The sequence below is a fragment of the Alkalilimnicola ehrlichii MLHE-1 genome (assembly GCF_000014785.1).
Taxonomy (GTDB): Bacteria; Pseudomonadota; Gammaproteobacteria; order Nitrococcales; family Halorhodospiraceae; genus Alkalilimnicola; species Alkalilimnicola ehrlichii.
In genome coordinates this window covers 2,128,376-2,149,589 of the sequence record NC_008340.1, presented here as the reverse complement: position 1 = coordinate 2,149,589, position 21,214 = coordinate 2,128,376, and the positions used below count along the sequence as shown (strand labels likewise).

Here is a 21,214-nt window from a genome sequence, read left to right as displayed (position 1 = left end):
CTGTCTGGGCGCCGGTCAGGGCCGCAGGCGTCTGATGCATTTGCGGAGGGCCTGCAGGTCGGCCTGGCTGGGGTTGGGTTCATACCGATACTGCTGGTAGAGCCGGGCCACATGCAAGATGGCGGCAGCCAGGTCCGGGCGCGCCCGGGCAATCCGGCGGGCATAGCAGTTGGGTGGCTCACCCGGCCGTGGGGGCAGGCCCCGGCGGGCCAGACGCCGGCACAGACGCTGCCAGGCACGGACGGCCGGATCGGCGGCAGGCGGGGCGTTGCGGTAAAGCGTGACCCAGGCCAGCAGCAGGGAGGCGGCGATCAGGGCCAGGCCCAGGGCCATCACCGCTTGTTGCCAGCTCTGTAGCCCCAGGCGTTCCAGCCACTGGCGCTGCAACTCCGGGCCGTAACCGAGCATCCAGCGGTGCCAGGTCATGTTCACCGCATCCCAGCGCAGGCGCAGGTCGCGCAGCCACGAGGCGTCCAGCCGGGCCAGGGCCGGGGCGCTGGCGGGGTCCCCGAGGGCGCCGGCCAGACCCTCGTCCAGCCGTGCCGGGGCGGCCAGTGCGGTGGGGTCGATCCGGATCCAGCCTTCGCCCTCGAGCCAGACCTCGTTCCAGGCGTGGGCGTCGGACTGGCGCACGATCATGTAGTCGCCGGTCGGGTTCATCTCGCCGCCCAGGTAGCCGGTGACTACGCGGGCGGGTACTCCGGCGGCACGCATCATCACGGCAAAGGCGGCCGCGTAGTGTTCGCAGAACCCCTGTTGATGGTCGAACAGAAACTCATCGACCATGTCGTCGCGCATCAGGGGTGGGCTCAGGGTGTAGCCGAAATCCTGCTCACGGAAATGGCTGATGGCCTGCCCCAGCAGGGCCTGCGGGTCGTCGGTCTGCGCCCGCCAGGAGCGGGCCAGCGCCACGGTTCTCGGGTGGCGGTTCTGCGCGAGGGCCAGATTGGTCTCACGGCGCTGCGGGTCCAGCGTGGCGCCCAGACGGTAATCGGGCGTGCTTTGGCCCGCGTAGCGTACGCGCCGGTTGACCGGCGTGTCCCGCTCCCAGGTCTGGGCGCCCCGGGCGCTGGCATGCCCGGCCGCCAGGGTCAGCGGAAGATCCAGGCCGAACAGCCAGGGTTGGCCATGGGGCTCCAGGGTCACGGTGTATTCGATGCGCTCGGCGTCCGCCGCTGGTTCGACCGGCTCCCGGCGCTCGTGCAGGTGGTCGGCGGGCTGCCAGCGCTGGCCGTCGAACGCCTCGAACACCGGGCCGCGCCAGTAACGCCGGGATCGGGGGGGCGGCGCGGCCTCGAACTCCACCCGGAAGGCCACGGCGTCCGAGCGGGCCAGTTCGCTGATCTGACCGGGCTCCATGCGGTCGCTGAGCCCGGTCCGGGCCCGGTCACCATCCTCCGGCATGGCCCAGAGGGGGCCGTCCAGGCGGGGGAAGAGGAAGAACAGCAGGACCATGAAGGGCAGGGCCTGGAGCAGCAAGGTGGCCGCCTGAGGCAGATGCGCCAGCGGGTGGGGTGGGGCGTTCTCCCGGGTCGCCCCCATCAGGCTGATGATCAGCCCCAGGGTGCAGGCGCCCAGGTAAAAGGCCATGGGCAGTTCCTGGGAGCGCAGGAACTGCGTGGCCACTAGGAAGAACCCCAGCCCCACCAGCAGCACCGCGTCGCGCCGGCTGCGCAGTTCCAGCAGTTTGAGCCCCGTCATGGCAAGCAGCAACGCCGTTCCCGCCTCCTGGCCCAGGAGTTCGCCGTAGCTCAGGTAGACCCCGCCGGTTGCCAGCAGGGTGAGTCCGAAGCGCAGGCTGCGCGGCGGCAGGCGGCGCCACTGGCGGGTGTTTTGCCAGCACCACAGTCCGCAGGCCAGCGCCCCCAGGCTAAGCCACCAGGGCAGGTGGGGGGCGTGGGCGGCAGCCACCAGTGCGAGGGTGGCCAGCAGCCAGGCCTGGGCCTGGCGGGGCAGCGGGGTCGGCGGGTGCGCTGTTCCGCTCATTGACGGGCGTCCGGGTCGTACAGGGCCAGGGCACGCAGGCAGGCATGGCGGTGGGCCTCACCCCGGCCCGGCGCGATCCGCAGGTGACCGAGCCGCAGGCCGTAGGGGTGGCCGGCCCGGTCCAGGTCAACCACCCAGCGACAGAGCCGGGCAAGGCGCGCCTCCGGGTCCAGGTGGGGGTCAATGGCCCGCTCATCCAGCCAGCGCGGGGCGCCGGCGGCGCCGGAGAATTGCTTGGTGTGCAGGTGCTCCTCGCCGCGGGCCAGCCGCTTCCAGGCGATGTGACCCTTGGGGTCGCCGGCCTGGTAGCGGCGCAGGCCACGGAAATCGTCGTCCCCCTCACCGTGACGTTCGCCTTGGTGGCCCCCGGCGCTGTGTGGGGGTGGGGGCACCGCACCGTGCTCGGGGGTGGGATAGACCAGCGCGCGCTGGCGCGGTGCGGGCAGCGCCCAGGCCACGAAGAGCCCGGTGGGAAACCGACTGTGCACTCGGAACCGCGGCAGGGTCTGCCAGCCGCGCCGGTGGGTGGGCACCGGCAGCCACCAGCGTACGCTCCCGCCGGGGGGCAGATCGGCTGTCTGCTGGCCCTCGCCGCCCACCAGGGTGAGCGCCGGCTTGCCATGTCGGGTGGGGTTGTGGGCGGTTACCGGGAAGTGCAACGTCTGGCCGGCAAAGACGGCGTCCGCCGGCCCGGCCAGGAGCATGAGGCGGTGCAGGTTGCGGAAGGTATGGTGGATGCTCACCACGATCAGCCCGATCAGCAGAAAGGAGAGCAGGAGCACCATGTTATTCGTGTAATTCACCCCGCCGAGCCAGACCAGAGCCGCCACCAAAGTCAAAAACAGGCCGTAGCGGCTGGGGAGGATGAAGATCCGCCGATAATCGAGGGTAAGGCGGTCGGAGGTGCTCTCCCCACGGCGTCGGGGCAGCCGCAGCAGGCCTGAGTGGAGCCGGTGCCGGACGGACATCAGGGGATGGTCACCTGCTCCAGGCTGTCCCGGACCAGGTCCTCATGGGCCTGTCCGCCCCCCTCTTCGCGCGGTTCCAGGCGGTGACCGGCCACCGGGACGAAGACTGCCTGGATATCCTCGGGCAGCACCGCGCCACGGTCGTCCACCAGGGCCCAGGCCTGGGCCGTGCGCAGCAGTGCCAGGCCGGCCCGGGGGGAGAGGCCGTGCCGGAAGCGCCCGCACTCTCGGGTATGGCGCAACAGGGCCTGAAGGTAGTCCAGCAGGGCGTCGGAGGCATGCACCCTCGGCGCGGCGGTTTGCAGCTCCCGCAGCTGCTCGGGGCTGAGGGCCGGGGTGTCGATGCGGTGCAGCAGGTCCCTGCGCTCTGTGCCGCGCAACAGGGCCCGCTCAGCGTCGTGCCCCGGATAGCCCAGGCTCAGGCGCATGAGAAAGCGGTCCAGTTGGGACTCCGGCAGCGGGAAGGTGCCCAGTTGCGAGTCCGGGTTTTGGGTGGCGATCACGAAAAAGGGGTCGGGTAGGGCGCGGGTCTCACCCTCAACGCTGACCTGGCGTTCCGCCATGGCCTCGAGCAGGGCGCTCTGGGCCTTGGGTGTGGCGCGGTTGACCTCATCGGCCAGCACCAGGGAGGTGAAGACCGGCCCCGGGTGGAAGCGGAAGCGGCCGCTGTCCTTTTCGTAGACGGTCGCACCGATGATGTCGGCGGGCAGGAGGTCGCTGGTGAACTGGATTCGCTGGAAATCCAGCCCCAGCAAACGCGCCAGCGCCTGGGCCAGAGTCGTCTTGCCGACGCCGGGCAGGTCCTCGATGAGCAGGTGGCCGCGGGCGATCAGACAGACCAGGGCCAGCCGTACTTGGTGCGCCTTGCCGAGGATGATCTCATTGGTGGCGGCGAGAAAGTGACGGATGTCCTGTTGCAAGCGTGCGGCCTCCCGAGCCGGTGTCCCGGTGGGTTCATCGTGGCGGGGCTGCGAATTGGTTGCAAACAAATTTTTATTCAGACAGGGCCACTTCGCTGCGAGTTCCCACCCCGGTTCACACTGGAGTGTGGCATGTTGTCACGGTTCCGGCCGGTATTGACCTGTATCAAGGCGGCCTTGTTGTCGGACCCGGATAATCCAATCCCGTGGAGGATCGCCTGAATCCATCTCAAACCACCTTGCGGATCTGGAGCTATGGACACCAGCACAACCTACAATGAAAAAGTCGTGCGCCAGTTCGCCATAATGACCGTCGTCTGGGGCGTGGTCGGTATGGCGGTTGGCGTTCTGATCGCGGCGCAGCTGATTTGGCCGGCGCTAAACTTCGACCACCCGTGGCTGACGTACAGTCGGTTGCGGCCACTTCATACCAATGCCGTTATCTTCGCCTTCGGGGGCTCGGCGCTCTTTGCCACCTCCTACTACTGTGTGCAGCGTACCTGCGGGGTACGTCTGCTCTCCGACAAGCTGTCCGCCTTCACCTTCTGGGGTTGGCAGGCGGTGATCGTCGCCGCAGCGGTCTCGTTGCCGTTGGGCTTCACCATGGGCAAGGAGTACGCCGAGCTCGAGTGGCCCATCGCCCTGCTGATCGCCCTGGTGTGGGTGGCCTACGCCATCAACTTCTTCGGCACCATTGCCATCCGGAAGGTCAAGCATATTTACGTGGCCAACTGGTTCTTCGGTGCCTTCATCCTGACGATCGCGGTCCTGCACATTGTCAACAACCTGGTGATCCCGGTGGGCCCCATGTGGTCCTACCCGATCTACTCCGGGGCGGTGGACGCCATGGTGCAGTGGTGGTATGGCCATAACGCGGTGGGCTTCTTCCTGACGGCCGGTTTCCTGGGCATGATGTACTACTTCGTGCCTAAGCAGGCCGGGCGGCCCATCTACTCCTACCGCCTGTCCATCGTGCACTTCTGGGCGCTGATCTCCCTTTACATGTGGGCCGGCCCCCACCACCTGCACTACACCGCGCTGCCGGACTGGGTGCAGTCCCTGGGCATGGTCTTCTCGCTGATCCTGCTGGCCCCCTCCTGGGGTGGCATGATCAACGGCATCATGACCCTCTCCGGTGCCTGGCATAAGCTGCGTACCGATCCGATCCTCAAGTTCCTCATCGTCTCGCTGTCCTTCTACGGTATGTCCACCTTCGAAGGGCCGATGATGTCCATCAAGACGGTGAACGCACTCTCCCACTACACCGAGTGGACGGTGGGTCACGTGCACTCCGGTGCCCTGGGCTGGGTGGCGTTCATCACCTTCGGTTCCATCTACGCCCTCATTCCTCGTGTCTTCGGCCGCGAGGGCATGTACAGCACCAAAATGATCGAGTGGCACTTCTGGATCGCCACCATCGGTACCGTGCTCTACATCGCCTCCATGTGGATCGCCGGCGTCATGCAGGGGCTCATGTGGCGCGCCGTCAACGAGGACGGGACGCTCACCTACACCTTCTCCGAGGTGCTGGTGGCCACCTACCCGTACTACATGGTGCGCCTGCTGGGTGGGGTCATGTTCCTCATCGGCATGTTCCTGATGGCGTATAACGTCTACAAGACGGTGACCAGCGCGCCGAGCCGTGAGCCGGCCCCCAGTGCTGCTGGTCAGACCGCGTAAGGAGGGAGCGGGATGAATCACGAGGTAGTCGAGAAAAACGTTGGTGTGCTTGCCGTGTTTATTGTTCTGGTCATCAGTGTGGCCGGTCTGGTGCAGATCGTGCCCCTGTTCTTCCTGAACGAGACCACGCAGGCGCACGAGGGGGTGGAACCCTATCCGCCCCTTGAGTTCGCGGGCCGTGATATCTACGTGCGCGAAGGGTGCTACAACTGTCACTCCCAGATGGTGCGGCCATTCCGGGCCGAGACCGAACGCTACGGCCACTATTCCCTGGCCAGTGAGTTCGTCTACGACCGGCCGTTCCAGTGGGGCTCGAAGCGGACCGGTCCTGACCTGCACCGGGTCGGTGGCCGCTACACCGATGAGTGGCATCGGGTCCACCTGATGAACCCGCGTGACGTGCTGCCCAACTCCAACATGCCGGCCTATCCCTGGCTGGCGGCGCGGGAGCTCAATGGTGAACAGGTGGCGCACCGCATGCGGATGCAGCAGCGCTTCTTGGGCGTGCCGTATAACGACGACATGATTGAGTCGGCGGCCGATGAGCTGGAGGGCAAGACGGAGATGGATGCCGTTATCGCCTACCTGCAAGGGCTCGGTACCGCCATCGAGCGGACCCGCTGAGGCGATCAATGGGCACGATTCACGGCATCGCAACTGCATTGCTGGTCATCCTCTTCCTAGGCGTGGTCTGGTGGGCCTACCACCCGCGCAAGAAGAAGGACTTCGACGAGGCGGCGCGCCTCGCCCTGGACGAGGACGACCAGCCGCAGGTTGACGAGCGCGAACAGAACAAGCGTAACGAGGATAATCGCCATGAGTAGCTTCTGGCATTGGTGGGTCATCGTCCTGGTTCTAGCGAACATTCTCGGGATGGTGTGGTTGATCAAATGGGCCGAGAAGAAGAAGCCCGGGGAGGCCGCAGAGCACGAGACGACCGGCCACAGTTGGGATGAAGGCACCCTGGCCGAGTACAACCGGCCCATGCCCCGTTGGTGGCTGTGGCTGTTCTACATCACCATCGTCTTCGGTCTGGTCTATCTCATCCTCTATCCGGGGTTGGGCAACTTCGGCGGTGTGTTGGGTTGGAGCTCCGCCGCCCAGTACGACCGTGAGGTGGAGCGCATTGAGGAGCGGCTGGAGCCGATCTTCGCCCAGTACACCGAACTTTCGATCCCGGAACTGGCTCAAAACGATGAGGCCATGCAGACCGGCCGTCGGCTGTTTGGGTATGAGTGTGCGGTCTGCCACGGGGTAGACGGCGGCGGGGCCCGCGGCTTCCCGAACATTGCCAACGACAAATGGCAATGGGGTGGCACCCCGGAGAAGATCGTGGAGACCCTGACCCAGGGTCGCAGCGCGGTGATGCCGCCCCATGCCGGGCGCCCGGCCCTGGAAGGGGACGGCCTGGATAACCTGGTGGCCTACGTGCAGCACCTCGGTGGTCGCGAGGGGATCAGTGAGGACACCATCACTGCCGGACGCTCCGCGTACGAGCAGGCGGGCTGCATCGCCTGTCACGGCGCCGACGGCACCGGGAACCAGGCCGCGGGCTGGCCCAACCTGACTCTGGGCGAGTACACCTACGGCGGCGATGCTGAGACCATGAAGGAGACCATCCTGAACGGTCGCAGTGGTGAGATGCCGGCCTTCCTGGAGCGTCTGGGTGAGGACCGCATCCACGTGCTCGCCGCATACGTCTACAGCCTTAACAACTGACGAGGGCCTCGTTGCCCTTCGGGAGGTGGGTCCTCATGAGTGACGACCCGAAGCACGGCCCGGAGGTTGAGGCGGAAGAGACCCGGACGGACCAGGGTACCTGGTTCGTCCGGGTGGTAGGGCCAGTGATCTGGCCCTCCTTTCTGGTCTCAGCCTTGGCGACCTGGGTGTTTTTCCTGGCTATTGACCCGTCAGACCTGCATGCGGCCACGTTTCCCGGCTGGGAGATAGGGCGGCAGACGGGCTACTCCATTGGATTCTTGATGTTTTGGGCGGTGAGTGCGGGCGCAAGCTTCCTCACTGCCGTTTTGGTGCGGCGCCCTGAACAGGGCAAAAGTGAAGGTGGCAAATAGGAGTAGCATTATGGCGAACCAGCCCGAGACGGGTGAGTCGCTTTATCAGGCGAGCGAAAAGATCCATCCCAGAGAGATAGGGGGGCGTTTTCAACGATTGCGGGTCCTGGCGGTCCTGGCGCTGCTGGGGCTTTACTACGTTATGCCCTGGGTGCAGTGGGATGGCCGGCAGGCCATTCTGTTTGATCTGCCCTCCCGGCAGTTTTACATCTTTGGGATGGTCTTTTGGCCGCAGGAGTTCTACTTCCTGTCGGCGCTGCTGATCATCGCTGCTATCTCCTTGTTTTTCTTCACCGCGTTGGCGGGCCGCCTGTGGTGCGGCTATGCCTGTCCGCAGACCGTCTGGACGGAGGTCTTTCTGTGGATGGAGCGCTGGACGGAGGGCCCGGCCACCAAGCGGAAGAAGCTCGATAAGGGCCCGTGGACCCGCGAAAAGATCCTGCGCAAGACCTCGAAGCAGGCCGTCTGGATCCTCTTTGCGTTGTTCACCGGCTTTACCTTTGTGGCCTATTTCTCCCCGGCGACCGAACTGGCCTCCCGACTGGCGAGCTTCAGTCTCGGGCCGTGGGAGACCTTCTGGACCCTGTTCTACGGCTTTGCCACCTATGGTAACGCCGGCTATATGCGCGAGCAGGTCTGCAAATACATGTGCCCCTATGCCCGTTTTCAGGGCGCCATGTTCGATCCGGACACCCTGATCATTTCCTATGATGAGGAACGGGGCGAGCCGCGGGGCCCGCGCAAGCGGGGGATCGACCATCGCGCCAAGGGCCTGGGGGACTGCATTGACTGCAAACTGTGTGTGCAGGTCTGTCCCACCGGGATCGATATCCGAGACGGCCTGCAGTACGAATGCATCGCCTGTGCGGCCTGTGTCGACGCCTGCGACTCGGTGATGGACAAGATGGGCTACCCGCGGGGTCTGGTACGGTACTCCAGTGAGCGCGGGATGGAGGGTAAGCGCACGAAGGTCCTGCGACCGCGTATTTTCCTCTACGGCACCCTGCTGACCATCCTCGCGGCTGTCTTTGTGACGGCGCTGGCGATGCGATCGCCGGTGGGCCTTGATGTGCTGCCCGAGCGCAACCCCATGTTCCGCGAATCGGGGTTTGGTGACATCGAGAACATCTACACCCTCAAGGTCATCAACAAGGACAGTGAGCCCCGGACCTTCGAGGTGGAGGTGTCCGGCCTGACCGGGGCGGAGTTGTCACTCCGGCCGGAGACCGTGAGCGTGCGCCCGGGCGGGGTGCAGGACATCATTGCCACGGTGACGGTGAATATGGAGCACCTTGAGGACCGGACGTCCGATGTATACTTTACAATCACCCGCACGGACGACGAGAGCGTGAGCACCACCACGCGCACTCGCTTCCACGGGCCTGCGCGTTGACTCGGGAGGCATACCGGTCCATGAGCGTTCATCATAGCGCCAAACAAAAAGAACCTCGTCAGAAGCCCTGGTACAAGGAGTTCTGGTGCTGGTTCGTCTTCGCCCCGCCCATCCTGGTGGTCCCCATGGGGCTCGGTCTGGTGTACACCGCGGTGACCAATCAGGACCCCCTGGTCATCGACGACCACTTTGACACCGGGCGCGCGACCTATCGCAACTTTGAGCGCGAACTCGTGGCCTACGACATGGGGCTCTCCGCCCGCGTGCGGGTACCCCGGGAGGGCGGGGAATTGTCCCTGGTGCTGCAGGGCAAGAACGCCGAGGCGAAGCCGGAGCACCTGCGCCTGACGCTGGAGCCCCGTACCGGTGCCGATGACGTGGTCGCGGAGCTGGAGCTGGGCGCCGACGGCGTCTACCGGGGGCAGGTCCGGGCGGTCAGTAACCGGCGCTACCTGCACTTGGAGCCCCTGGACGGGCGCTGGCGGATCATTGGGGAGCTGGACGCAACCCAGGTTCACGGTGTGTTGGAGCCGCGGACGGACATGATCCGTGGCCTCCGTGCCGATCTCGGGGGCTGAATTTGTCGGGCCAGAAGTGTTTTCACTGCGGCGAGCAGGTGCCGCCCGGCGAGGACCGCACTGTCACGGTGAACGGGCGGGAGGAACCCGTCTGTTGCACCGGGTGCCATGCCGTGGCCAACATGATCCTGGGCAGCGGCCTGGAGAAGTTCTACCAGGTCCGCACCAGCGCCGGGGCCCGACCGGATGACGAGGCCGTTGCATCCAGTCCGGACCAGTGGTCGGCCTACGACCGTGACGAGGTCCAGCGCGACTTCGTGCGGATCGGCGACGGCCCGCGCGAGGGCTCGTTCCTGGTCGAAAACCTCTACTGCGCGGCCTGTGGCTGGCTGATCGAACACCTCCTCAGCCAGGTGGACGGGGTCCTGGATGTACGGGTCAACGCCGCCACCGGCCGCGCGATCATTCGCTGGGAGCAGGAGCGGGCCCCGCTTTCCTTCCTCCTCCGTGAGATGGCGCGTCTGGGCTATCGCGCCCACCCGCTGCGCGCCGACAAAGTGCGCTCCATGGCCGACCAGGAGCGGCGCAAGGCCCTACGCCGGCTGATCGTCTCCGGGCTGGGGACGATGCAGGTAATGATGCTCGGCATCGGGCTCTACCTGGGCGACTACTACGGTATGGACGCGGTGCATGAGCAGTTCCTGCGCTTGGTCAGCCTGCTGGTGGCCACGCCGGTGTTGTTCTACGCCGGTGCTCCCTTCTTCATCGGCGCCTATCGCGATATCCGGGCCCGCACTGTGGGCATGGACGTCCCGGTCAGCCTCGCCATCGGCATCACCTATACCGCCAGTCTCTGGTGGACGCTCACCGACGGGCCGAAGGTCTACTTCGACTCGGTGGTCATGTTCATCTTTTTCCTGGGGGTGGCCCGTTTTGCTGAGATGGCGGCCCGCCACAAGGCGAACGAGACCACCGACGCACTGGCGCGACTCATCCCCAGCAACGCCACTCGGGTCACCGAGCAGGGCGAGGAGCAAGTCCCGGTGGCGGACCTGCGCACCGGGGACATCCTGCTGGTGCGCTCTGGCGAGACCGTGCCCGCGGACGGTGAGCTGATCTGGGGCGAGGGCAATCTGGACGAGTCGCTGCTGACCGGCGAGTCCATGCCGCAGTCGCGCGGTGAGGGCGAGCGCCTGGTGGGTGGCAGCCTCAACACCGCCGGCGTCTTCCGCATGCGCGTCGAGGCCCTGGGCCAGGACACGGTGCTGTCCTCTATCTCCCGCCTGCTGGCCCGGGCCCAGGCCGACCGGCCGCGCCTGGCGCGGGTCGCCAACTGGGTGGCGGCACGCTTCATCTCCGTGGTGCTGGTGGCAGCCGTTGGGGTGTTCGCCTGGTGGTGGCAGCATGACCCGGTGCAGGCCTTCCCGGTGTTGATGGCGGTACTGGCCGCCACCTGCCCCTGCGCCCTGGCCATGGCCACGCCAATGGCGATTGCCGGCGGCACCAATCGACTGGCGCGGTCCGGGCTGTTGATCACTCAGCGGGATGCCCTGGAGACCATGACCAAGGTGGGTCACGTGGTCTTCGACAAGACCGGGACCCTGACCCGCGGCGAACTGCGGGTGGAGCGGATCGAGCTGCTGACTGATGAGCCCGGCCTGGATGAGACCCGTGCACTGGCGCTCGCCGGTGGCCTTGAACGCCACTCGGAGCACCCGATCGCCCGGGCCTTCGACGGGCATGGGCAACGGTTGGCGTTCGACGACGTGGAGGCGGTGCGCGGCGATGGGGTGCGCGGGGCCCTGGACGGCGACGAATACCGTATCGGGCTGCCCCGTTTCGCCTGTGACCAGGCGGTGGGCGAGGGTGAGCCCAGTGACGAGGGCAGTTGGGTGGTTTTGGCGCGCAACGGGCAGCCGCTGGCGCGGTTCCAGTTGGCGGACCGGCCCCGGGAGGATGCCGCGGAACTGGTGGCCGCGCTCAAGGCCCGTGGGCTCACCGTGGAGCTGGCCAGTGGCGATCATCCGGCCGTGGTTGAGGCCGTTGCCCGGCGCCTGGGCATCGACCGGTGGCAGGCGCGCATGCGACCCGACGACAAACTGGCTCGAATCCGGGAGATCCAGGCGCAGGGCGTCAAGGTGGCCATGGTGGGGGATGGGCTTAACGATGCGCCGGTGCTGGCCGGGGCCGATGTCGCCATTGCCATGAACACCGGCACGGCGCTGGCGCAGACCTCCGCCGATATGGTCTTGTTGGGTGAGCGTTTGACCCCGGTGGAGCGGGGGTTTCACTGGGCGCATCAGAGCCGGCGCATCATGATCCAGAACCTGACCCTGTCGGCCTGTTACAACTTCTCCGCCCTGCCGTTGGCGGCGGTGGGTTTCCTCACGCCCTGGATGGCCGCCTTGGGTATGGCTGGCAGCTCTATTCTCGTCATCCTCAACGCCAGCCGCCTGAGTCGGGGGCAGCGGCCGGTGGCGGCTTGCCCTGTACCCGTCGGCCGTGGGAAGATCCAAGCACAGCCTGTCCCGGGTCGGTCCTGAGCCATGAGCGTCATCTTTTTTTCCATACCGGTCGGTATCATCTTTCTGCTCATCGCCATCTGGGCCTTCTTCTGGGCAGTGGACAGCGGGCAGTATGATGACCTGGACAGCCCGGCCTATCAGCCGTTGCTGGATGATGAGCCGCTGCCCGGTGAGAAAACCAAGCGGTCCGAGCAAGAGGTCGAGCCCGAAGCGGACACCCGGGACGAGAATACCAACAACAAATCATCGCGTTGAGCGGGGACCGGCGCCCCCAGGGGCGTGCCTCAAGGCCGGTTGCCGCGCGCTTTGAGGGGAGTGCTGCATGCTTGACGCCCGTCTTGCCCGCCGGCTGGAGCTGGCGCCGGGGCTTCCCACGTTGCCGGCCGCCGCCATGCGGCTGGTGGAACTGGGCAATCAGCCTGATGTGGGCACCGCGGACCTGGCGGAGGTGATCGGCAAGGACCCCGCGCTCAGTGTCCGCATCCTCAAGGTCGCGAACTCCCCCTTTTACGCCCGCCGTCGCGAGGTCACCAACGTCCGTCAGGCCCTGGTCACCATGGGCATGAATGCGGCGGTGACCCTCGCGCTCAGTTTCACGCTCATTCCCACCCTGCAGCAGGCGTCCGAACAGGGCGGCTACGACCGGCAGCGGTATTGGCGCCGGTCCCTGCTGGCCGCCGCTGCCGCGCGGGAGATCGGGCGCCGCCAGTGCCTGATGCGGGAAGAGGACTTGATGCTGGCGGGGTTGGTTCAGGACCTGGGAATCCTGGTGCTGGATGTCGCCCTCAAGGACGAGTACCGACAGATCGCTGCCGCTGCGCAGTGCCACGACAGCCTGGCGGCGGCAGAGCGGGCCGCCCTCGGCTGTGACCATGCGGACGTGGCGGCTTGGTTGATGGGCCGCTGGGGGTTGCCGGGCCATCTGGTGGAGGCGGTGGCCGGAAGCCATCAGGTGGCGCTGGATGTGGCGTCCCCGACCACCGATGGGCCCACCCTGTTGCGGGGTGCCGTGGCGTTGTCCGGCGCCATCGCCGATGTGTGGCTCGCTGATGACACCCGCCGTGCGGCGGACCGTGCCGCTCAGCAGGTGGCGCGGGCGCTCGGGTGGTCCGCGGAGGAGGTACAGGCCCTGCTGGAAGCGGTTGGTGCCGCAGAGCCGGAGCTGGCCAGGCTCTTTGAGATCCGGTTGGATGACCCGGAGAGCACCGCGGGTGTGCTGGAGCAGGCGCGCGAGGCCCTTATTCTGCAAAACCTCCGCATGGTCCACGAAGTGGTCGAAGTGCGAGAGCAGGCACAGGCCTACGAGCAACAGGTCCGGGAGCTGGAGGAACGCACCCGGCGTGACCCCCTGACCGGCCTCTACAATCGCGACCAACTCTTCCGTCGGCTCCAGGATGAATTCACCGGGGCGGCGATGGGGGGCTGGCCGCTGACCCTGGTGGTGCTGGACCTGGACCACTTCAAGCAGGTCAACGATGAATACGGTCATCTCGCCGGCGACCAGGTCTTGCGCCGGGTCAGCGCGGTGCTGCACGATGCCGTGCGCGGTGAGGATGTCGTCGCCCGCTATGGCGGTGAGGAATTCGTGCTCTTGCTGCCCGGGGTCCACTGGCAGGATGCACAACGCGTGGTTCGGCGGGTGCTGGAGCGGGTGCGGGGTACCGACTTGGGCCTGAAGGAGGCGCCGCAGCTGCGGGTGACGGCCTCCGCCGGGCTCGCCGTCCAGGAGGGCGGCCGCCCCTTCGTTGACACCGACAGCCTGGTGGCGGCAGCCGACCAGGCCCTCTACACCGCGAAGAACCAGGGCCGCAACCGCCTGGTGGTCGATCCGGTTCTCCGCGAACACGCCTGAAACCCTTCGGGAGCGACACTATGTGGGAATTGGTACTGGTGCGGCACGCCATTGCCGAGGATCCGCCGCCGGATGGCTGCCTACCCGACGCCGAACGGGCGCTGACCGACAAGGGACGGGACCGTATGAAGGCAGCGGCACGGGGAGTGACCCGGCTGCTCCCCGAGATCGACCTCCTGTTGCACAGCCCGCTGCTGCGGGCCCGACAGACGGCGGATATCCTTGCCGAGGAGGGCCCGCCGCCGGTGGAGCGCGAACTGCACGAGGGCCTGGCCCCGGGGGGGGACCCCGACGCCTTCCTCGCGTGGTTGGTGGATCACCCGGGTCGGGTGATGGCGGTGGGCCATGAGCCCGATCTGGGGGCCCTTGCCGCCTACGCGCTCTCCGGTCAGACCCGTTCCTTCATGCACTTCAAGAAGGGCGGGATGCTTTCCTTGGTGTTCGATCAGCCGCCGCGGCCTGGCGGGGGCGAGTTGCAGTGGTATCTACCCGCCCGGCCCCTGCGTCAGCTCGCGAAAGCCGGACGTTAGCGCATGGGCAAGCCGGATATCCTGGCCGCTGTCGATCTGGGTTCCAACAGCTTCCATATGATCGTCGCCCGCCACGAGGGCGGACAGCTGCGCATCCTGGACCGGTTGCGAGAGCCGGTCCGTCTTGCCGAGGGACTGGAGACCCACCGCACCCTGAGCGCGCCGGCTCGGGAGCGTGCTCTGGCCTGTCTGCGCCGGTTCGGCCAGCGTTTGCGTGAGGTGGATGCCGGCGGGGTTCGGGCAGTGGGTACCAATACCCTGCGCAGGGCCCGGCAGAAGCGGGGCTTCCTTGAGGAGGCCGAGGCGGCCCTGGGGCACGGGATTGAGATCATACCGGGTTACGAGGAGGCGCGGCTGGTCTACCTGGGCGTGGCCCGAAGCCTGGATTTCGATGGCCGCCCGCGGCTGGTGGTGGACATCGGGGGAGGCAGCACCGAATTGATCATCGGGGCCGGGGAGCAGCCCCGAGCCATGGACAGCCTGCACATGGGCTGCGTGAGCTTTACCGAGCGCTATTTCCCGGGCGGCGAGATTACTCCGGCGTGCATGGAGCGGGCGTTGACAGCCGCGGGTGTGGAGATGGAGCCGGTGGGCGCCCATTATCAGACGCCCCTTTGGGCGGAGGCCGTGGGGGCCTCGGGGACGATCCGGGCCGTGGCCAACGTGGTCCAGGCGGCGGGCTGGTGCGACTACGGCATCACCCGGGAGGCGCTGCAGCGGCTCGGTGACACGCTCCTGAGCGCCGGCCACGTGGATCGGCTGCGGCTGGACGGGTTGAGCGATGACCGTCGGGTGGTGTTGCCCGGCGGCGTCGCTGTGCTCAGCGCGGTGTTCGAGACCCTGGGTGTGGGCCGGATGGAGGTGGCCGAGGGGGCGCTGCGTGAGGGGCTGCTCTACGACCTGGTGGGGCGCCTGGGGGAGGCGGACGTGCGCGCCGCCACGGTGGAGAGCCTGGTCCGGCGCTACCATGTGGATGAACTGCAGGCCGGACGGGTGGCCGCCACCGCCCACTATTGCCTGCAGCAGGTGGCCGCTGATTGGTCACTGCAGCGGCCCTTCTGGGCGCGCCTGTTGCGCTGGGCGGCGCAACTGCATGAGGTGGGCCTGGATATCTCCCACAGCCAGTACCACAAGCATGGGGCCTACATCACCCGCCACGCGGATATGGCCGGGTTTTCCAGCCTGGACCAGCAGCTGTTGGCGGTGCTGGTCCGGGCCCACCGGCGCAAGTTCCCGGTCGTCGAGTTCGACGCCCTGCCGGGCAGCCACCGGATCCCGTTGATTCGCCTGGGGGTGTTATTGCGGCTCGCCGTCCTGCTGCACCGCAGCCGCAGCGAGACCCCGCTGCCCGATTTCCGCCTGCGTGGCAACGGCCACCACCTGAAGCTGGAACTCCCCTCGGACTGGCTGGAGCAACACCCCCTGGTGCGCGCGGATCTGGAACAGGAACGCCGCTGGCTCAAGCGGGCGGATCTGCGACTCTATCTCGGCGCTTGATCCGCCGCGTTGCTCGCCGGCCGCGCTTCAGGCACTGTCGGCGAGCAACGCGAGGAGGGCCCGCTGGGCGCAGTAGGGTTCCTCGCCCTCCGCGGGCTGGAGGCGCACGTAACTGCCGTCGGGTTGCAGCAGCCAGGCCTGGGTGTTGTCCTTGAGATAGCACTCCAGGTCCAGCAGCACCCGCCGGCGCGCCTCCTCGTCCAGGAGGGGGAAGGCCGTCTCCACCCGCCGGAAGAAATTGCGCTCCATCCAATCGGCGCTGCTGGCATAGAGGTCGCTGTCGCCCCGGTTGTGGAAATAGAACACCCGGGTATGTTCCAGGAAGCGGCCGATGATGGAGCGGACTTGAATGTTGTCCGAGACCCCCGGTACCCCGGGGCGCAGACAGCACATGCCGCGCACGATCAGGTCGACGGTGACGCCTGCCTGCGAGGCCTGGTAGAGCGCCTGGATGACACCAGGCTCGGTGAGGGAATTGACCTTGACGATAATGCGGGCCTCGTGACCGGCGAGGGCGTGTTCGGCCTCCCGTTGGATGCGCTGGATCACCCCCTCCCGCAAGGTGAAGGGCGATTGCAGCAGGCGTTTCAGCTCGGAGAAACGCCCCAGGCTGGTCATTTGCAGGAACAGCCGGTGGACATCCTCACCCGTATGCTTGTCTCGGGTGAACAGGCCATAGTCGGTGTAGAGCCGCGCGGTGCGTGAGTGGTAGTTGCCGGTCCCCAGGTGCACGTAGTGGCGCAGCTTGCGCCCCTCGCGGCGCACCACCAGCAGCATCTTGGCATGGGTCTTGTGGCCCACGACCCCATAGACCACGTGCACGCCGGCCTCCTGCAGCCGGTTGGCGAGGGCGATGTTGGCCGCCTCGTCAAAGCGGGCGCGCAACTCGATGATAACGGTGACCTCCTTACCGTCCCGCGCCGCGCGCACCAGGTGATCGACGATGGCGGAATCGGGCCCGGTGCGGTAGAGGGTCTGCTTGATGGCGAGCACGTCCGGATCCAGCGAGGCCTGGCGCACCAGCTCGATGACCGGGGCAAAGGACTGGAAGGGGTGGTGCAGCAGCACCTGGCGCTTGCGCAGGACCTTGAAGATATCGCCGCTGTGGCTGAAATCCGCCGGCAGCCCGGGGGTGAACGACGGATACTTCAGATCGGGGCGGTCCACCAGGTCGTAGACCGCCATCATCCGGTTCAGGTTGACCGGCCCGTCCACCTGGTAGAGGTCGTCCGGCCCGAGCTCGAACTTGCGCAGCAGGAAGTTGGCCAGGTCCTCGGAACAGTTGGCCGCCACCTCCAAGCGAATGGCCTCGCCGTACCGGCGGGAGAGCAGCTCCCCCTCCAGCGCCCGCAGCAGGTCGTCCACCTCCTCCTCGTCAACAAACAGATCGCTGTTGCGGGTCACCCGGAATTGATAACAGCCCTTGATCTTCATGCCCGGGAAGAGCTGATCCACGAAGGCGTGAATGACCGAGGACAGGAAGACGAAGTCCCAGGGTCCGTTGTCCTCACCCTCCCGGGGCAGTTGAATCAGGCGCGGCAGGGCGCGCGGCGCCTGCACGATGGCGAACCCGCTGTTGCGGCCGAAGGCATCTTTGCCCTCCAGGCTGACGATGAAGTTCAGGCTCTTGTTCAGTACCTTGGGGAAGGGGTGGGCCGGATCCAGTCCCAGGGGGCTGAGCACCGGCAGCAGCTCGTCCTCGAAAAAACGGCGCAGCCACTCCGTCTGGGCGTCGGTCCAATCGGCCCGGCGGATGAAGCGGATGTCCTCTTCCGCCAGGGCCGGGATCAATTCCTCGTTGAGGACGCGGTACTGCTCGGCTACCAGCTCGTGGCTGACGGCACTGATGGCATTCAGGGTCTCCTGCGGGCTGCGATTGTCCGACTCGGCCTGAACCGAACCGGCCTCGGCCTTGTGTTTCACCCCCGAGACCCTCACCTCGAAGAACTCGTCCATGTTCGAGGTGCAGATACAGAGGAACTTGAGGCGTTCCAGCAGCGGGGTGTCGGTGTCCTTGGCCTGGGCGAGCACCCGGCGGTTGAACTCCAGCAGGCTGAGCAGGCGGTTGAAGTAGAGGTCCGGTTGCTTGAGATCGATCGTTTTTTGGTCCATGCGAAGGCGCGGTCTCGTGTTCTGGCGGCGAAGGCACCCGCACGCCGGCCGAAGGTGTTAGCCTAACGGGTTCGCGTGGGGGCAGCCGAAAAGGATTACCCTCAACTTACCAGTGAGCGTGGAACCCTGCCATCCCCGGCGTGTGACATCCCGGTGATATCGAGGCGCGGGCGGGGCGCTCCCGCGGACCATTGCGAAACGTTGAATGTTGCGGCCCGGCCACCCCTGAGGGGGACAAGCCGCCGGGAAGGGACAGAGGGCGGATGTCGAGTGAGGTGACCCTGGCCTGGTGGCGGTCGTTGGTGGAAGGGTTGGGCTACCGCGGGCTGGCCCTGGTGATGATCGTCGTCGCCCCCGAGGTGATCATGCCTTTCGCCGGCTTCCTGGCCTTCACGGAGGTGTTCACCCTCGAGGGGGTGGTGGTGGCCGGAAGCATCGGGGCCACGTTCGGTTCCACCCTGATCTACCTGGTGGCGCGCCAGGTGGGGGAGGCGCGCACCCGGACGCTGGTCACCGGACCGGGGCGTTATCTGCTATTGAAGGGCAAGGACCTGGACCGGGTGATGATGGCCTTTCAGTATTACGGGGACTGGATGGTGTTCTTCGGGCGCCTGGTGCCCAGCTTCCGCAGCCTGGTCTCTATACCGGCCGGGCTCATGCCCATGGGGTTCCTGCGCTTCGTGCTGCTCACCGCTGCCGGCACCGCGTTGTGGAACGCCGTGCTGGCTGTGGCCGGCTATTGGCTGGGCAACCAATGGGCCCGGCTGGCCGACTGGCTGGGCGTCTATTCCGCCGCCACCATCGTTATCCTGCTCTCGCTGCTCGCTGGCCTGCTGCTGCACCGGGCACGGCGACGGTTTCTGTAGGACCGGTCTCCCGCCGTCGCATCGTCGGCCCCGCCGTGCAGCCGGGGGGTGCCTCCTCAGCCGAGCAGTCGGCGCAGGACGCCCTCGTAAATCCTTGACAGCGTGTCCAGATCCGCCGCCCGCACGTGCTCGTTCACCTTGTGGATGGTGGCGTTCACAGGCCCCAGCTCCAGGACCTGGGCCCCGGTGGGGGCGATGAAGCGGCCGTCTGAGGTGCCGCCGGAAGTGGAGAGCACCGGTGGGTCGCCGCAGACATCGCGGACCGCCGCCTGGGTGGCGGCCACCAGCTCCCCCTCCGCGGTCAGAAAGGGCTCGCCCGAGAGCGACCAGTCGATCCGCCCGTCCAGGCCGTGACGGTCCAGCACCGCCTCTACCCGCTGCTGTAACTCATCCGCCGTTACCTCGGTGGAGAAGCGGAAATTGAACGTCACCTCCAGCTCGCCGGGGATCACGTTGGTGGCGCCGGTGCCGGCTTGGACGTTGGAGATCTGGAAGCTGGTGGGCGGGAAATGGTCGTTGCCCTCGTCCCAGCGGGTGGTGACCAGCTCATCCAGGGCGGCCAGCGCCTGGTGCACCGGATTGCGCGCCAAATGGGGATAGGCCACGTGGCCCTGGTCGCCGCGCACCGTCAGCCGCCCGTTGAGCGACCCGCGCCGGCCCACCTTCACCACATCCCCCACGCGTTCGGTGCTGGAGGGCTCACCCACCAGGCACCAGTCGATGCGCTCGCCGCGCTCGGACAGGGTCTCGACCACGTGCCGGGTGCCGTCCACCGCCGGGCCCTCCTCGTCGCTGGTGATCAGCAGGGCGAGCGAACCCCGCGGCCGGTGGCCGCCGGCCAGGTAGCGCTCCAGGGCGGTGACAAAGGCCGCGACGCTGCCCTTCATGTCCGCCGCGCCGCGGCCGTAGAGCAGCCCCTGCTCGACCACCGGCTGGAAGGGTGGGTGCCGCCATTGGGCCTCCGGCCCCGGGGGCACCACATCGGTATGGCCGGCGAAACAGAACACCGGCCCCTGCTGACCCCGCCGGGCCCACAGATTGTTCACCTCGCCGTAATCCAGCCGCTCACAGTCAAAACCGAGGGGCCGCAATCGCTCCGCCAGCAACTGCTGGCAGCCGGCGTCCATGGGCGTCACCGAGCGGCGGGCGATGAGTGCGGAGGCGAGTTCCAGTGTCTCGGACATGATTTCCGGGCCTTGAAAGAAGAGGGCAGAAGCGCAATTCAGATGGCACAGCGGCTTCAGCCCGGGGCGGGGCGCCCCACAGGGGGCGTCGGCGGCCAGGGATGGCCGCCGACGAGCTTACAGGGATGTACTCGCAGCGTCCCCCTGTGGGGCGCCCCGCCCCGGGCTGAAGCCGCCCCGGGCGAAGCGGATAGAAACGGATACCCGGCAGGCAGACCTTACGGCCGCAGCAGCTCGTTGATCCCCACCTTGGAGCGGGTCTGCGCGTCCACCTGCTTGATGATCACCGCACAGTACAGGCTGTGGCTGCCGTCCTTCGCCGGCAGGCTGCCCGGCACCACCACCGCGCCCTTCGGCACCCGGCCGTAAGTCACCTCACCGGTCTCGCGGTTGTAGATCTTGGTGCTCTGGCCGATGTAGACCCCCATGGAGATCACTGCACCTTCCTCCACGATCACCCCCTCCACGACCTCGGAACGGGCACCGATAAAGCAGTTGTCCTCAATGATGGTGGGCGCGGCCTGCAGCGGCTCCAGCACGCCGCCGATCCCGACGCCGCCGGAGAGGTGCACATTCTTGCCGATCTGGGCGCAGGAACCCACGGTGGCCCAGGTGTCCACCATGGTCCCCTCGTCCACATAGGCGCCGATATTGACGTAAGAGGGCATCAGCACCGCACCGGGGCCGATATAGGCACCGCGCCGGGCCATTGCCGGCGGCACCACCCGCACCCCGCTGGCGCGCATCTGCTCGCTGTTGGTGTCGGCGAATTTCAGCGGCACCTTATCGAAGAAGTTGGTGGCCCCGCCGCGGATGATCTCGTTGTCGTTCAGCCGGAACGAGAGCAGCACCGCCTTCTTCAGCCACTCATTGACCACCCAGTCGCCATCGCGCTTCTCGGCCACCCGGGCCTCGCCGCGATCCAGCATGGCCAGTGCCTGCTCCACGGCCTCCCGCACCGCGGCGGGTGCGCTGGCGGGGCTGAGCTCGCCCCGGTTCTCGAACGCGGTTTCGATGGTCTGTTTGAGATCCTGCATGGTGTTCTGCTCCTGTGCTATGACTGTTCAACCCGGCGGCCCGGCCCCGTTGATGGGGTCCCGGCGGAGCCGGT

General features: G+C 66.9%; 19 protein-coding genes. 13 read left to right on the top strand and 6 right to left on the bottom strand.

The genetic code is table 11. From position 1 onward, the window contains the following. Positions 1-15: 15 nt before the first annotated feature. From MLG_RS09580 to MLG_RS09570, 3 genes are read right to left on the bottom strand one after another with little or no spacing between them, the layout of a single operon-like run. Complete coding sequence (locus MLG_RS09580; protein ID WP_011629623.1) at positions 16-1,986, bottom strand: transglutaminase TgpA family protein; 1,971 nt, start codon at positions 1,984-1,986, stop codon at positions 16-18. Continuing rightward, positions 1,983-2,954 carry a DUF58 domain-containing protein gene (locus MLG_RS09575; protein WP_011629622.1) on the bottom strand — a complete coding sequence of 324 codons (972 nt, stop codon included), beginning with the start codon at positions 2,952-2,954 and terminating at the stop codon, positions 1,983-1,985. Before MLG_RS09575 ends, MLG_RS09580 begins: the two co-directional genes overlap by 4 nt. Continuing rightward, a complete protein-coding gene (locus tag MLG_RS09570) occupies positions 2,954-3,874 on the bottom strand; it encodes an AAA family ATPase (protein WP_011629621.1) in 921 nt (306 codons plus the stop codon). The genes MLG_RS09575 and MLG_RS09570 overlap by 1 nt, the downstream gene beginning before the upstream one ends. 255 nt (positions 3,875-4,129) lie before the next feature. On the opposite strand from MLG_RS09570, the gene ccoN reads away from it, so the two are divergent. The 12 genes from ccoN to MLG_RS09510 all read left to right on the top strand — a co-directional run bounded on the left by ccoN (position 4,130) and on the right by MLG_RS09510 (position 15,941). After that, a complete protein-coding gene (ccoN, locus tag MLG_RS09565; protein ID WP_011629620.1) occupies positions 4,130-5,554 on the top strand; it encodes a cytochrome-c oxidase, cbb3-type subunit I in 1,425 nt (474 codons plus the stop codon). A 12-nt stretch (positions 5,555-5,566) separates the two neighbouring features. After that, positions 5,567-6,178, top strand: a complete 612-nt coding sequence (ccoO, locus tag MLG_RS09560) for a cytochrome-c oxidase, cbb3-type subunit II (RefSeq protein WP_011629619.1) — start codon at positions 5,567-5,569, stop codon at positions 6,176-6,178. 8 nt (positions 6,179-6,186) lie between these two features. Then, positions 6,187-6,378: a CcoQ/FixQ family Cbb3-type cytochrome c oxidase assembly chaperone gene (locus tag MLG_RS09555; RefSeq protein ID WP_011629618.1), complete on the top strand. Its 192-nt coding sequence runs from the start codon at positions 6,187-6,189 to the stop codon at positions 6,376-6,378. Continuing rightward, entirely contained in the window at positions 6,371-7,273 is a 903-nt protein-coding gene (gene ccoP / locus MLG_RS09550) for a cytochrome-c oxidase, cbb3-type subunit III (RefSeq protein WP_011629617.1), read from the top strand. Before MLG_RS09555 ends, ccoP begins: the two co-directional genes overlap by 8 nt. Before the next feature lie 35 nt (positions 7,274-7,308). Next, positions 7,309-7,626 carry a hypothetical protein gene (locus MLG_RS09545; RefSeq protein ID WP_011629616.1) on the top strand — a complete coding sequence of 106 codons (318 nt, stop codon included), beginning with the start codon at positions 7,309-7,311 and terminating at the stop codon, positions 7,624-7,626. A 10-nt stretch (positions 7,627-7,636) separates the two neighbouring features. Next, a complete protein-coding gene (ccoG, locus tag MLG_RS09540; protein ID WP_011629615.1) occupies positions 7,637-9,019 on the top strand; it encodes a cytochrome c oxidase accessory protein CcoG in 1,383 nt (460 codons plus the stop codon). A gap of 20 nt (positions 9,020-9,039) precedes the next feature. Continuing rightward, complete coding sequence (locus MLG_RS09535; protein WP_011629614.1) at positions 9,040-9,597, top strand: FixH family protein; 558 nt, start codon at positions 9,040-9,042, stop codon at positions 9,595-9,597. A 2-nt stretch (positions 9,598-9,599) separates the two neighbouring features. Further along, complete coding sequence (locus MLG_RS09530; protein WP_011629613.1) at positions 9,600-12,080, top strand: heavy metal translocating P-type ATPase; 2,481 nt, start codon at positions 9,600-9,602, stop codon at positions 12,078-12,080. Positions 12,081-12,083: 3 nt separating this feature from the next. Further along, a complete protein-coding gene (ccoS, locus tag MLG_RS09525) occupies positions 12,084-12,317 on the top strand; it encodes a cbb3-type cytochrome oxidase assembly protein CcoS (protein ID WP_011629612.1) in 234 nt (77 codons plus the stop codon). A 67-nt stretch (positions 12,318-12,384) separates the two neighbouring features. Beyond that, complete coding sequence (locus tag MLG_RS09520; RefSeq protein WP_011629611.1) at positions 12,385-13,914, top strand: sensor domain-containing diguanylate cyclase; 1,530 nt, start codon at positions 12,385-12,387, stop codon at positions 13,912-13,914. A 20-nt stretch (positions 13,915-13,934) separates the two neighbouring features. Continuing rightward, a complete protein-coding gene (gene sixA, locus MLG_RS09515) occupies positions 13,935-14,444 on the top strand; it encodes a phosphohistidine phosphatase SixA (protein WP_011629610.1) in 510 nt (169 codons plus the stop codon). Between the two features lie 3 nt (positions 14,445-14,447). Continuing rightward, positions 14,448-15,941, top strand: coding sequence for a Ppx/GppA phosphatase family protein (locus tag MLG_RS09510; RefSeq protein WP_011629609.1), 1,494 nt, complete (start codon positions 14,448-14,450; stop codon positions 15,939-15,941). Between the two features lie 27 nt (positions 15,942-15,968). On the opposite strand, the gene ppk1 is transcribed toward MLG_RS09510, so the two are convergent. Further along, positions 15,969-18,053 carry a polyphosphate kinase 1 gene (gene ppk1, locus MLG_RS09505; RefSeq protein WP_011629608.1) on the bottom strand — a complete coding sequence of 695 codons (2,085 nt, stop codon included), beginning with the start codon at positions 18,051-18,053 and terminating at the stop codon, positions 15,969-15,971. 263 nt (positions 18,054-18,316) lie between these two features. Between ppk1 and MLG_RS09500 the strand changes: the two genes are divergently transcribed. Further along, on the top strand, positions 18,317-18,919 hold the full coding sequence (locus MLG_RS09500) for a DedA family protein (protein ID WP_011629607.1): 603 nt from the start codon (positions 18,317-18,319) through the stop codon (positions 18,917-18,919). Between the two features lie 56 nt (positions 18,920-18,975). Here MLG_RS09500 and dapE read toward each other — a convergent pair whose 3' ends face one another. Continuing rightward, positions 18,976-20,103 carry a succinyl-diaminopimelate desuccinylase gene (gene dapE, locus MLG_RS09495; protein WP_011629606.1) on the bottom strand — a complete coding sequence of 376 codons (1,128 nt, stop codon included), beginning with the start codon at positions 20,101-20,103 and terminating at the stop codon, positions 18,976-18,978. Positions 20,104-20,321: 218 nt separating this feature from the next. Further along, on the bottom strand, positions 20,322-21,140 hold the full coding sequence (gene dapD, locus MLG_RS09490; RefSeq protein ID WP_011629605.1) for a 2,3,4,5-tetrahydropyridine-2,6-dicarboxylate N-succinyltransferase: 819 nt from the start codon (positions 21,138-21,140) through the stop codon (positions 20,322-20,324). Positions 21,141-21,214 lie beyond the last annotated feature (74 nt).